Source organism: Rhodococcus spelaei (genome assembly GCF_006704125.1).
Taxonomy (GTDB): Bacteria; Actinomycetota; Actinomycetes; order Mycobacteriales; family Mycobacteriaceae; genus Rhodococcus_G; species Rhodococcus_G spelaei.
Genome location: NZ_VIGH01000005.1, coordinates 364,633 through 379,068, shown reverse-complemented (window position 1 = coordinate 379,068; position 14,436 = coordinate 364,633). Strand labels below are relative to the sequence as shown.

Sequence of the window (14,436 nt, the reverse complement as noted above, 5' to 3'; positions counted from 1 at the left end):
CGGGACCGGTCGGCCGTCACGGCGAATCGCCGCCGATCACCACCTGCCACCAACGAAGGCCCCGTCACACAGCGTGTGACGGGGCCTTCGCCGTACTCGGTCAGTCCCGGATGCCGCGCAGGACCGCGTCGAGCACCGGGCCGATCTCGGCGAGCGCCTCCGGTGTCGTCATCGCGTTGTGGTCGGCGTCGACGTGGTGCGTGGTGATCGACTCCACCGCACCCGCCCACTGGCCCGCTCCGTCGGTGCCGTCCCGGCTTGCGACGAAGTAGTCCACCTGCCCGTCGAATCGGCGCGGGCGGTACGCCTCGATCTGCGCTGCCGCTCGGCCTGCACTGTCGAGCACCCGGGTCAGGCGTTCCGCGGTCAGGCTCGCCGGGAAGCCCGGCACCTCGCGCAGGAGCTCGACCGCGTCCTGTGCCGACATGCCGGTGGCATTCGCCCCCAGATCGATGTCGATGCCGAGACCGCCGAGCACTCCGCGAATGTTGTCGTCGGCGGAGTCCTCGCCGTCGATGAGCTCGAGGTGACTGTCGAGCAGCGCCACCGTGTCGACCTGCTCCCCCGCCTCCCGCAACTGCACTGCCATCGCGTGTGCGACGACGCCGCCGAACGACCAGCCCAGCAGGTGGTACGGACCCTCCGGCTGCACGCCGCGGATGTGTTCGAGGTACAGGGCCGCGATCTCCTCGACCGTGTCCGGCAACTGGCCGCCGCTCAGGGCGGGCGACTGGATGCCGTAGACCGGGCGGTCGACGCCGACGTACTGCGTCAACCCGCCGTACGACCAGGACAGGCCGATGAACGGGTGGATACAGAACAGCGGAGCCTCGGCGCCGGTGCTGCGCAGCGGCAGCAGCACACCGAATGCCTCGCCACCGATATCGGCGCCCGCACGTGCGGCGTCGATCCGGGCCGCGAGCCGGCGCGGGGTCGGGTCGGTGAACATCCACTGCAGCGAGACATCGATGTCGGCGTCGTCGCGCAGCAGCGCGATCAGCCTCGTCGCCAGCAGCGAGTGTCCGCCGAGGTCGAAGAAGCTGTCGTCCACGCCGATGTCCCCGATACCGAGGATCTGCTCGAACGCCTCGACGACGGTCTGCTCGGCCTTCGTGCTCGGCGCCACGTACTCGGCCCGCTCGGTGAACTGCGGTTCCGGGAGCGCCGCACGGTCGACCTTGCCTGCGCCGGTCAGCGGGATCTCGGCGATCGGCATGATCGCAGCGGGCACCATGTACGCGGGCAGCCGCTCGCCGACGAAGTCCGCCAGCACCCGCGGCTCGACGGTCTCGCTCCCCGCAGGCAGCACGTAGGCGGCCAGTGCGGTCGCCCCGCCCGGTCCGGGTGCGCCGATCACGTACGCGAACTCGACCGACGGATGCGCCGACAGAGCCGACTCGATCTCGCCGAGCTCGATGCGGTAGCCACGAATCTTGACCTGGAAGTCGGAGCGGCCCAGGTAGTCGATGATCCACGTGTCCGCACCCGACCGGTTGCGCCCGCGGATCCACTGGACCACGTCACCGGTGCGGTACATCAGCGAGCCAGGCGCACCGTACGGGTTCGCGACGAACCGCTCGGCGGTCAATCCACTGCGCTGGTGGTAGCCGCGAGCCAGGGAGGGACCAGCGATGTACATCTCGCCGGGCACGCCTGCAGGCACAGGACGCAGCGCACCGTCGAGCACGACCACCTCGACGCCCCGCAGCGGTTCGCCGATGGTGACGTGTTCGTCCGCGGAGAGGGCCTCGGTGCAGGTGACCCAGATCGTCGTCTCGGTCGGGCCGTAGGCGTTGATGAACCGGCGTCCGGGCGCCCAGCGGGCGACGAGGTCCGGCGGGCAGGCCTCGCCGCCGACGACGACGACACCGAGGTCGTCGAGTCCGTCCGGGTCCACCGAAGCCAGTGCGCCCGGCGTCACGAACGTGTGGGTGACGCGTTGCTCGCGCATCAGGTCGGCCAGTTCGGCTCCGCCGAACACCGACCCTGGTGCGATCACCATCGTCGCCCCGGCCCCGAATGCCATCAGGTACTCGAGGACCGACGCGTCGAAGCTCGGCGAGATCACGTGCAGCACACGCGCGCCGGGCACCAGGTCGAAGCGGACCCTCGCTTCCTCGGCCGTGGTGTACACGTCACTCTGGGTGACGACGACGCCCTTCGGCAGACCCGTCGACCCGGAGGTGTAGATCATGTACGCCGCGCTGGTCGGGCGGATCGGGTGCGGCCGGTCCGCGTCGGTGACCGGTGCCGCGGACCGCTGCGCGATCACCTCGGCGACCGCGGGTTCGTCCAGCACGATCCATTCCGGTCCGGACTGCAGGGAAGCGCTGTGCGCGCCGACGGTCAGGCCGAGTCGGGTGCCCGAGTCGGTGAGCATGTGCTCGATCCGGTCGGCCGGGTAGCTCGGGTCGATCGGCAGGAAGGTCGCGCCGGCCTTCATCGCGGCCCAGATCGCGGTGACCGACTCGATCGACCGCGACAGCGCGATCGCCACGACCGTCTCCGGACCCGCACCGCGCTCGAGCAGCACCCGGGCCAGTCGGTTCGAGTACTCGTCGAGGTCCCGGTAGCTGACCACGTCGGCCCCGGCCACGAGCGCATCCGCGGACGGATCGTGCGCGACCGCCGCAGCCAGGATCTCGGGCAGCGACCGGAATCCGGCCGCCGGACCGCTGGTGGCGGGCACGAGCTCGGCGCGCTGCGCCGGGTCGAGCAGGTCGACGGCGGTGATCCGCTGGTACGGGTTGCGGGCCACTTCGGCCAGTATCCGCCCGAGCATGCCGAACACCTCTTCGGCGCGGTCACCCGTCACCGCACCATCGAGGTACTTCATCCGCACGGTCAGGGCGCTGCCGTACTCCGCGACCACGGCCAGCGGGTAGTGCGTCGAGTCCTGTCCCTCCATCCCGGCGACGCGCATGCCGTCGATGTCCGCGGCCTGCGCGACGTCGCCGGCCTCGACCGGGAAGGACTCGAACACCGCCAGGGTGTCGAAGCTCGCTCCCGGCCCCGCCACGGACTGGACGTCCGGCATGCCCAGGTAGTGGTGGTCGAGCAGGTCAGCCTGCTCGGCCTGCACCCGGACCAGCAGCTGGGTCAGCGTCTCGGACCGGTCCAACCGCACCCGCACGGGCAGGGTGTTGATGAACAGGCCGATCATCTCCTCGACACCCTCGATGTACGGCGGTCGGCCGGACACGGTGGCACCGAAGACGACGTCGTCCCGGCCGGTGAGCGTGGCCACGACCAGCGCCCACGCGGACTGCACCACGGTGTTCAGGGTGAACCCGTGCTCGCGGCCCAACGCGACCAGAGCGTCGGACGCCTCGGCGTCGAGCTCGACCGACAGCTCCCGCGACCTACCGGCATCGGCCCCGGTGTCGCCGACCACGACGGTCGGCTCGTCTACCCCGTCGAACGCCTGCTTCCAGGCGGCCAGGGACTCGCCGCGGTCCTGCTGCGACAGCCACACCAGGAACTCGCGGTACTCGTGCACCGCGGGCAGGTACGTGGTCTCACCGTGCGTGGCGTACAGCGTGAAGAGGTCCTTGAGCAGCAGCGGCGTCGACCAGCCGTCCATCAGGACGTGATGGTTGAGCATGAGCAGCGTGAACTTCTCGTCCGCGAGCTTGACCATCGTGAACCGGATCAGCGGCGCGGACTGCAGGTCGAAGCCAGCGGCCCGGTCGGCCTCCCGCAGCTCGACGAGCGCGGACTCCTGCTCGGTGGCAGTGAGACCGGTCAGGTCGACCTCGGACCACGGCAGCGTCACCTCCGACTGGATGATCTGCGCCGCGATGCCCGCCTCGTAGGTGAAGGCGGCCCGCAGGTTCGGGTGCCGGTCGAGCAGTGCCTGACCGGCCTTCCGGAACCGCTCGGCGTCGACGCGGCCCTCGAGGCTGAGGGCGATCTGGACCTGGTAGAGGTCCTCCGCGTCGCCGCTGAGCTGCGACTGGAACAGCAGGCCTTCCTGCAGCGGCGAGAGCGACCACACGTCGGTGACGGTCGGGAAGCGCCGCTCCCAGCGCGCGATCTGTGTCTGGTCCGCCGGGACGAGCGGCAGGTCGGACGGGGTGAGGCCACCGGCGGGGATGGCACGGGCGTGCTCGGCCAGTTCGGCCAGGCAGTCCCGCCACAGGCCGGCGATTTCCTCGACGTCGGCACGCGAGAGCACGCCCGTCGCGTACGACAGGGTCGCGACCAGCGAGGTGCCCGCCGTGGTCGTCACTGCGGCCGCGTTGATGTCGAGCAGCGCGGGAACGACCATGTCGTCGTTGCGTGCGCCCGCGAGGTTCACGGACTCGTCGCCCGAGCGGATCGCGGTGGCGTCCATCTCGGCGCCGCCGCGGCGACCGAGGTAGTTGAACCCGATCTGCGGGGTGCGCAGCGCCGCCAGCTCCGCCCCGGACTCGCGGTCCAGGTAGCGCAGCATGCCGAAGCCGATGCCGTGGTCGGGCACCGCGAGCATCTGCTCCTTGACCCGCTTGACCGCGTCGCCGAGTGCCCACTCCGCGCCGAGGTCGATGCCGTCGAGGTCGAGTCGCACCGGGTACTGGGTGGTGAACCAGCCGACGGTATGGCTCAGGTCGGCGCCCGGGAGCACCTCCTCCTCGCGTCCGTGGCTCTCCATCATGACGAGCGCCGACGCCGCGTCGACGCCGCGGGCGGCACGCCAGCGGGTCAGTGCCAGGACCAGTCCGGTGAGCAGTCCGTCGTGGCCGGCCGCCCGGTACTTCATGGGCAGCGTGGTGAGCACGTCCTCGACGATCGACGCGGGCATCTCGACCGTGAGGTCCTGCACCGTCGCGACCGTGTCCAGGTCGGGGTCGAAGGCCCGGGAGCCGAGGTCCGGATCGTCCGGGGTCAGCGTGGCGCGCCACAGTTCGAGTTCGGCGGCACGCTCGCCCGCCCGCGCCTGGTCCACGAGGCCGTGCACCCAGCGCCGCATCGACGTGCCACGCTCACCGAACTCGACCGGCTGGCCACTGGCGATCCGGCCCCACGCCGTGACGAGGTCCTGGAGCAGGATCGGCCAGGACACACCGTCGACAGCGAGGTGGTGGACGAGCACGAGCAGGTGCCCCTGCTCCCCCTCGTCGTCGCCGAGCATCCACACCAGTTCGACGAGTCGGCCGTCCACCGGACGGAGGCGGTCCGCAGCGGCGTCGAGTTCGACGGCCGCGGCCGCGGTGAACTCGCCCTCGTACCGCACCACGCGCACCAGCTCGGCGGCCTCGACCGCGGTGACCGCGGGGATCTCGAGGCGACGCTCGCCGTCCAGAACCAGTCGCGCCCTGAGCATGTCGTGCCGATCCAGCACCGCGGCGACCGCCGCGGTCAGGTGGTCGACGTCCAGATCCCGCGGCAGGGTGAGGATCTCGGCCTGCGAGAACCGGTCGTAGCTGCGCCCGTGCTCGACCATCCAGTGCATGATCGCGGTGAGCGGCACGGTGCCGACTCCCCCACCCGGCAGCTCGTCGAGGGTCGGTTGGTCGGCGCCGAGGGCGGCGACCCGCGCGAGCGAGGCGACGGTCTTGTGCTCGAACACCAGCTTCGGGGTGAGCACGATGCCCACTGCCTTGGCCCTCGCCACCAGCTGGATCGACATGATGCTGTCGCCGCCGAGCGCGAAGAACGAATCGTCCACGCCGACGGTGTCGAGCCCCAGCAGCTGCGCGAACAGCCCGCACAGCGCCGACTCGACTTCGGTCGCCGGCGCCCGCGAGGCGCTGACCCGAGACGAGTAGTCGGGCGCAGGCAACGCCTTCCGGTCGAGCTTGCCACTGCGGTTGAGCGGGAACGCCTCGAGCGTCACGAACACCGCCGGGACCATGTACTCCGGCAGGCGCCTGCCCAGCGCGGCCGCCAGCGCGGCCTCGTCGATCGTCGCACCGGGTACCGCGGTGACGTACCCGACCAGCACCTGCTGACCCGGCTTGTCCTCGCGCACCAGCACGGCGGCCTGTGCCACCGAATCCTGCTCGTGCAGAACGGCTTCGATCTCGCCGAGCTCGATCCGCAGCCCGCGCAGCTTGACCTGGAAGTCGGCGCGGCCTAGGTAGTCCAGCTCACCGGCGCTCGTCCAGCGCACCAGGTCGCCGGTCCGGTACATGCGGGAACCGCTGTCGCCGAACGGGTTCGCCACGAACCGGTCCGCCGTCTGCGCGAACATCGCGCCGTAGCCGCGGCCGACGCCGACACCGCCCACGTACAGCTCACCGGTCATGCCCGCGGGCACCAGCTGCATACGGTCGTCGAGGACGAACAGGTCCAGGCGCGGAATCGGCGTGCCGATCGGGACGCGGCCGTGCTCGTCGAGACCCACCTCGTGGAAGGAGACCACGTCGGACGCCTCGGTCGGGCCGTAGCTGTTGAACACCCGCAGCCCGCCGTCGATCAGCTCGCGCAGCGGCGTCAGCTTCACGGCCTCGCCGCCGAGGAACAGCATCCTCAGCCGCGACAGCACGCCGTCCGCGTCGGAGTCCACGACCGCCTCGAACGCCGACGGTGACATGTTCGCCACGACGACCGAGCCGTCGGAGACGATCGCGAGGATTGCGGCGGGGTCGAAGCCCTCCGGCGCCAACCGGACCGTAGCGCCGGACGTCAGTGCCGCCCAGACGTTCTTCTGCGTCAGGTCGAAACTCGGCGAGGAGGCCACCAGCACACCGTCGCCGGGTTCGAGCGCCAGCTCGCGGCGGTACCAGTCGACGGTGTTCGCGATGCCGGCCATCGGCACCAGCGTCGGCTTGGGTCGACCCGTCGAACCGGAGGTCGAGATCACGTAGCCGAGGCGGGCACCCGCACCCGACTCGGTCCACCGGTCCGCAGGCGCGGACGCGGACTCGCCGGTCGCCTCCACGAGCACCACGGCCGCGGTCGCCAGCGACGCGCCGAGATCGTTCGCCCGTACCCACTCGCCGGTCGCGACCAGGCAGCGCGCCTGGGTGTCTGACAGCAGCGCCGCGATCCGGTCCACCGGATGCGCGGGGTCGACCGGCGCGTAGGCGGCGCCGACCTTCCATGCCGCGAGCATGCCCACGATCCAGTCCGACGACCGGCCGAGCGCGAGCGCGACCACGTCGTCGGGACCGGCACCCGCGGAGGTCAGCTGTGCCGCAAGCGCATTCGCCCGTTCATCGAGCTCGCGGTACGAGACCGCGGCACCCTCGAACGTGACCGCGACGGCCTCCGGGGTGCGCACAGCGCACTCGGCGAACATCGCGACGAGCGACCGCTCGTCGACCGCGGCGGCCGCACCGCGCGAGAGCGTGAGCAGCTGCGCCCGCTCCGCCGCGTCGACCAGGTCGATCGCGCCGACCGGCACCGCCGGGTTCGCCGCGACCTGGGTGAGCAGCAGGGCGAACCGGTTCGCGAACCCGCGGACGGTCGCCTCGTCGAACAGGTCGGTCGCGTAGCTGAAGGACGCGGCGATCTCGGCGGGTGCGCCGTGCTCGTCGTAGCCCTCCTGCAGCCCGAGGGTGAGGTCGAACTTGGCCGCCTCGGGACCCGAGTCGACCGCACTGACCGTGAGTCCGGGCAGCTCGAAGCTGGCCTGCTCGAGGTTCTGGAAGGTCAGCATCACCTGGAACAGCGGCGAGTGGGCCGTAGAACGCTCGGGTTCGAGCACCTCGACGAGCCGCTCGAACGGGACGTCGGTGTGCCCGAACGCCTCGAGGTCGCTGCCGCGAACCGCGTCGACCAGGTCGGCGAAGGTCCGGTTCGGGTCCACCTCGGCGCGGAGCACCAGGGTGTTGACGAACATGCCGACCAGGTCGTCGAGGGCGGCGTCGCCGCGGCCGGCCGACGGGGTGCCGATTGCGATGTCGGTCGTGCCGCTGAGCTTGGCCAGCAGCACCGACAGGGCGGCGTGCATGACCATGAACACGCTGGCGCCGCGATCGCGGGCGATCGCGACCAGGTGTGCATGCGTGGCCGCGTCGATCGAGAACTCGACGGTGTCACCGCGCAGGGACTGCACCGGCGGCCGGGGCCGGTCGGTGGGCAGCTCGAGCTGGGTGGGCAGGTCCGCGAGGGCGTCACGCCAGTGCGCGATCTGCCGGGCCGCGATCGAGTCCGAGTCGGCCTCGTCACCGAGGACGGCGCGCTGCCAGATCGCGAAGTCGGCGTACTGCACCGCCAGCGGCGACCACTGCGGCACGAGACCTTCGGCGCGGGCGGCGTACGCGACCATCACGTCGCGGGCCAGCGGTGCCATCGACGAGCCGTCGCCGGCGATGTGGTGCACGACCACAACCAGGACGCGCTCGGTGTCGTCGACCTCGAACAGTCCGATCCGCACGGGCGGCGCGGCGGTGACGTCGAATCCGGTGTTGCCGAAGGAGATCGCCTCGGCGACGAGGGTCTCCTCGCTCACCCGGCTCGGCGTGAGCTCCGTGAGCACCTCGACCGCGGGCAGGACCACCTGGTAGGGCTCGCCGTCCACGGCGGGGTACACCGTGCGCAGCGACTCGTGGCGTTCGAGCACGTCCGCGACGGCCTGCCGCAGGGCCCGCACGTCCAGTTCGCCGGACAGTCGGACCGCCAGCGGGATGTTGTAGGCCGCGGACTCGGTGTCGAACTGGTTGAGGAACCACATGCGACGCTGCGCCAGCGACAACGGAATCCGCGCCGGGCGCGGCCCTGCGGTCAGCGGGATCCGCGAACCACCCTGGGCGCGAGCAGAATCCACGAACGCAGCCAACTGACCGACCGTGGACGCCTCGAACACCTCACGCACCCCGACGGACAGGCCGAGGACCGCGCCGAGCCGGGCGGTGACGCGGGTGGCGACCAGGGAGTTGCCGCCGAGGTCGAAGAAGTCGTCGGTCGAGCCCACTCGCGCGACCCCGAGAACCTCGCCGAACACGCCGGCCACGATCTCCTCGGTGGGGGTGCGCGGCGCGACGTAACCCGTGGTGACCGCGACGATCTCGGGTTCGGGGAGGGCCCGCGCGTCGAGTTTGCCCGCCGGGGTCAGCGGAATCTCGTCGAGCACGGTGACCGCCGACGGCACCATGTACGCCGGCAGCGATGCGGCGACATGCTCGAGCAGGTCGCCGACGCTGACCGTCTGGTCCTCCGCAGCGAGCACGTAGGACACCAGCGAGGTGTCCCGCGCCTCGTTCGTCCACCCGACGGTGTGCGCGAACGCGACCGACGGATGCGTGGACAGCGCGGCGCTGACCTCGCCGAGTTCGATGCGGAAGCCGCGGATCTTGACCTGGAAGTCGGAGCGGCCGCGGTACTCGAGGGTCAGCTCGCCTGCGACGCCGGGCACCCAGCGCACGACGTCACCGGTGCGGTACATCCTTGCGCCGCCGCCGCCGAACGGGTTGGCGACGAACCGGTCCGCGGTGAGCACGGTCCGGTCGTGGTAGCCGCGGGCCAGGCCGGGTCCGGAGACGTACAGCTCGCCGGGCACGCCGACGGGCACGGGCTGGAGCCGGGAGTCGAGGACGTGCGCGACGACGCCGCGGATCGGCCGGCCGATCGCGACCGGGTGACCGACCTGCAGCGGACCCTCGACAGTGACCTCGATGGTCGCTTCCGTCGGTCCGTAGGCGTTGTACATCCGCCGGCCGGGCGCCCAGCGAGCGACCAGTTCCGGCGGGCACACGTCGCCGCCGACCACGATGGTCTCGAGCGAGTCGAGGCCGTCCGAATCGACGGAGGCCAACGCCGCCGGTGTCACGAAGGCATGGGTGACCCGCTGCTCGCGGATCAGGGTGGCAAGTTCCATGCCGCCGAATACCGAGCCGGGCGCGATCACCATCGTCGCGCCCGCCCCGAACGCCATCAGGTACTCGAGCACGGACGCGTCGAAGCTCGGCGAGATCACGTGCAGCACACGGGACTCGGGCTGAGTGCGGTAGCGCTCGCGCTGCTCGTCCGCAAAGGCCTGTAGCCCACGGTGGGTGACCACGACACCCTTCGGCACACCGGTGGAGCCGGACGTGTAGATCAGGTACGCCGGGTGCGCGAGCGAGACGGGAGCGGCCCGATCGGCCGCCGTGACGGCCGCGGTGTCGGCGGCCGCGATCTGAGCCACGACTGCCGGGGCGTCCAGCACGATCCAGTCGGTCGCGGCAGGCAGGGCGGCGAGCTCGCCGCGCACTGTGATGCCGTGTGCCGCACCGGAGTCGGTGAGCATGTGCTCGATCCGGTCGGCCGGGTAGTTCGGGTCGACCGGCAGGAAGGCGGCGCCGGACTTGGCGATCGCCCACATGGCGGTCACCGAGTCGATCGACCGGGTCATCCCGAGTGCGACGTAGTCCTCCGGACCGACGCCGCGCCCGATCAGCACTCGCGCCAGGGCGTTGGACCGCTCGTCGAGGTCGCGGTAGCTGACCTCGACGCCGTTGTGGACCAACGCGACCCGGTCCGGATCCTGCTCGGCCGCGGCCGTGAGCAGCTCGGCGAGGGTGACCTCGGCGGGCGCCTGCGGGCCCGCCACCGCGACCAACTCGGCGCGTTCGGTGTCGTCGAGCAGGTCGATGTCGGACACGACGACCTCGCCGTCGGCCGCGACCGCGTCGAGGATCCGGACGAACCGGCGCGCGAACGAGTCGACGGTGTCGGCGTCGAAGATGTCGGTTGCGTAGCCGAAGGTCACGGCCAGTCCGTCGGTGTCGGGCCTGCTGCCGTAGGACACCTCGAGGTCGAACTTCTCGACGTGGCCGTCGAAGTCGACGCCGGAGACGGTGAGGCCGGGCAGTTCGAAACGAGCGTCGGCGTCGACGTCCTCGGTGGAGAGCACCACCTGGAACAGCGGCGTGTGCGAGGTGGACCGGGCGACACCGAGCAGGTCGACGAGCCGCTCGAACGGCAGGTCGGCGTGCGAGTACGCGGCCAGGTCGGTCTGCCGGGCGCGGGCCAGCAGCTCGGCGAATGTCAGGTCGGGCTCGACCTCGGTCCGCAGCACCAGGGTGCCGACGAACATGCCGATCAGGTCGCCGAGGACCTCCTCGTTGCGGCCTGCGATGGGCGTACCGACCGCGATGTCGGTGGTCGCGCTGAGTCGGGCGAGCAGCACCGCGAGCGCTGCGTGCACGACCATGAACGTGGAGGCACCGTGCGCGTTCGCCAGCCCCCGCAGCGCGGCCGCGGTCTCGGCGGAGACGGGAACCTCGACGGAGGCGCCCTGCTGGGTGCGCTGAGTCGGACGCGGGCGGTCGGTCGGCAGGTCGAGGACCTCCGCGACGCCCGCCAGCTGGCCGCGCCAGTACTCGGCCTGCGCGGCGGCGAGCGAGCTCGGATCCGATTCGTCGCCGAGCAGTTCACGCTGCCAGAGGCTGTAGTCGGCGTACTGCACCGGCAGCGGCGCCCAGCCGGGCGCCTCACCGGAGGTGCGGGCCAGGTACGCGACCATCAGGTCGCGGGCCAGCGGGGCGGTGGACGCGCCGTCGCCGGAGATGTGATGCACGGTCATGGCCAGCACGTGCTCGGTGTCGGTGACCCGAATGAGCTTGGCGCGCAACGGCAGTTCGGCGGCCACGTCGAACGGGGCGAGCGCGAACTCCTGCACCGCGGCCGGGACGTCGGCCGGCTCGACCGAGACCGGAACCAGGTCGAGGGGGACCTCGTCCGCGGACAGGATCTGCTGGTACGGGCCGGACTCCGAGTTCGGGAACAGGGTGCGCAGCGACTCGTGCCGGTTCGCCACGTCCCGCACGGCCGCGGTCATCGCGGGCAGGTCGAGCTGCCCGGTCAGCCGCACCGCGAACGGGATGTTGTAGGCGGCCGACGACGTGTCGTACTGGTTGAGGAACCACATGCGCTGCTGCGCGAGCGAGAGCGGGATCCGCTCCGGTCGCGGCTGGGCGGTCAGCGCGACCCGGTCGGTGGCTGTGCCGGACCGCTCGACGAGCACGGCCAGTTCCTCGACGGTCGGGGCGTCGAAGAGCACCCGGACACCGAGTGCGGTGCCGAACTCGTCGTTGATCCGGGACAGCACGCGCACGGCGAGCAGCGAGTGGCCGCCGAGTTCGAAGAAGCTGTCGGTGGCACCCACCCGCTCGGCGCCGACCACCTCGGCGAAAACGTCGGCGACGATCTCCTCGACCGCCGTGCGCGGCGCGACGTGCGCGGCCGTGCTCGCCTCGATCTGCGGGGCGGGCAGGGCTCGGCGGTCCAGCTTGCCGGAGCTGTTCAGCGGCATCTCGTCGAGAACCACGAACGTCGCCGGGACCATGTAGGACGGCAACCGCCCGTTGAGGTGCGACTTGACCGCGGCGATGTCGAGACCGGTGCCCACGACGTAGGCGACGAGCTGCTCACCGACGTGCGGGTCCCGATGCAGGACGACCACGCACTGGTCGAGCCCCGCGACGTCGAGCAGCGCTGCCTCGATGTCGCCGAGTTCGATGCGCAGACCGCGCAGCTTGACCTGGAAGTCGGTGCGGCCCAGGAACTCCAGCTGACCGTCGGCGTTCCACCGCACGAGGTCGCCGGTCCGGTACATGCGGTCCCCCGCGCCGCCGAACGGGTTCGCGACGAACCGGTCGGCAGTGAGGTCGGCACGACCGTGGTACCCACGGGCCAGCTGGACACCGCCGTGGTAGAGCTCGCCGGCAACGCCGGCAGGCACCGGCTGCAGTCGCGCGTCGAGCACGTACGAGGTGGTGTTCCACACCCCACGACCGATCGGGACGACCGCGCCGTCAGCGATGTCGGAGGCATCGAAGTTCGTCGTGGTGATCGCGGCCTCGGTCGGGCCGTAGGTGTTCTCGATCCGGACGCCGAGCCCGGCGACCCGCCGCGTGGTCTGCGGGGTCAGCGCCTCGCCGCCGCCGAGGACCTGCCGCATCGAGGCGGGAAGGGTGGCGTCGTCGTCGGGCAGCAGCATGTCGAGCAGCGACGGCACGAACTCGGCAACGGTCACCGAGTACTCGTCCATGACCTTGGCCATGTACGCGGGGTCGCGGTGACCGTCCGGCCGCAGGATCACGACCGAACCGCCGATTTCCAGGAGCGCGAAGCACTCCCACACCGAGACGTCGAATGTGACGGGGGCCTTCTGCATGGTCCGGTCCGCCGCGGTGAGACCGAAGTATCCGTGCATCCAGCGGGTCTGGTTGGTGATCGCACGGTGCGAGACCGCCACACCCTTGGGCCTGCCGGTCGATCCCGAGGTGTACAGGACGTACGCCGCGTTGTCCGGGCGGAGCGGGGACCGGCGCTCGGCGTCGGTCACCGACTCGTCGCCGTAAGACGACAGGTCGAGCAGGTCGAGGGCCACCACATCGGTGCCGGCAGGCAGCGCCGCACCGGTGTCGGTGCTCGTCAGGACGCACACGGGCGCCGACGAAGAGAGCACGTACGCGATGCGATCCGCCGGATGCTCCGGGTCGATCGGCACATAGGCGCCGCCGGCCTTGACGATGGCGTACATCGCGACGAGCAGCTCGAACGAGCGGTTCAGGCACAGCCCGACCAGGGTGTCCGGTCCGACTCCCAGCTCGATCAGCGCGCGAGCGAGACGGTTCGCCCGGGCGTCGAATTCGGCGTAGGTCAGCTCAGCGCCCTCGAAGACCAGCGCGACCGCGTCCGGCGTGCGCGCGACCTGCTCGTCGAACAACGCGACGAGCGTCGTGGGCTCGGTGTCGACCGCCGTGTCGTTCCACTGCCGCAGCACCAACTCCCGCTCGGCCTCGTCGAGCAGCACGATGTCGCCGACCGGTCGCGACGAGTCGTCGGCCGCGGCCTCGAGAATGCGGACGAAACGCCGCGCGAGCGAGGCAATCGTCGACTCGTCGAAAAGGTCTGTCGCGTAGACGAAGTACGCGTACATTCCGGTCGGCTCGCCCAGCTCGTCGATGCTCTCGCCGAGGGTGAGGTCGAGGTCGAACTGGGTGACGTTCGCCTCGGTGTCGAGCGCACCGACGGTCAGTCCGGGCAGTTCGAGGACCGCCCGCTCCTGGTTCTGCAGGGCGAGCGACACCTGGAAGAGCGGGTTGTGTGCCTTCGATCGCGCCGGGTTGAGGGCGTCGACGAGCTGCTCGAACGGCACGTCCATGTGCCCGAAGGCCCGAACGTCGGTCGAGCGGACCGACCCGAGCAGGTCGGCGAACGACGCGGCGGCGTCGACCTCGGTCCGCAGGACCAGGGTGTTGACGAACATGCCGACCAGGTCGTCGAGTGCGGCCTCGCCGCGACCGCCGACCGGTGTGCCGATCGCGATGTCCGACTCCCCGGACAGTCGCGCCAGCAGCACGGACAGCGCCGCATGCAACACCATGAACGGCGTCGCGCCAGCGGCGGTCGCGAGGTCGCGGATCGCGCGCGTCGTGCGCTCGTCGATCGCGAATTCGTACCGGGCACCGCGCATCGACTGCTCGGCGGGTCGCGGCCGGTCTGTCGGCAGGTCGAGCGCCGCCGGCAGTGCCGCGAGCTCGCGGGTCCAGAACGCGAGTTGCTGTGCGGCCAGGCTGG

Annotated in this window: 1 protein-coding gene (only partly in view); it reads right to left on the bottom strand. The window is 71.1% G+C overall.

What is annotated here, in order from left to right:
- Positions 1-100: 100 nt before the first annotated feature.
- Positions 101-14,436, bottom strand: the 3' end of a protein-coding gene (locus FK531_RS13580; protein ID WP_142100132.1) for a non-ribosomal peptide synthase/polyketide synthase. 29,101 nt of this gene lie beyond the right edge of the window; only the last 14,336 of its 43,437 coding nucleotides appear in the window; its start codon lies off the right edge, out of view; it ends in the stop codon at positions 101-103.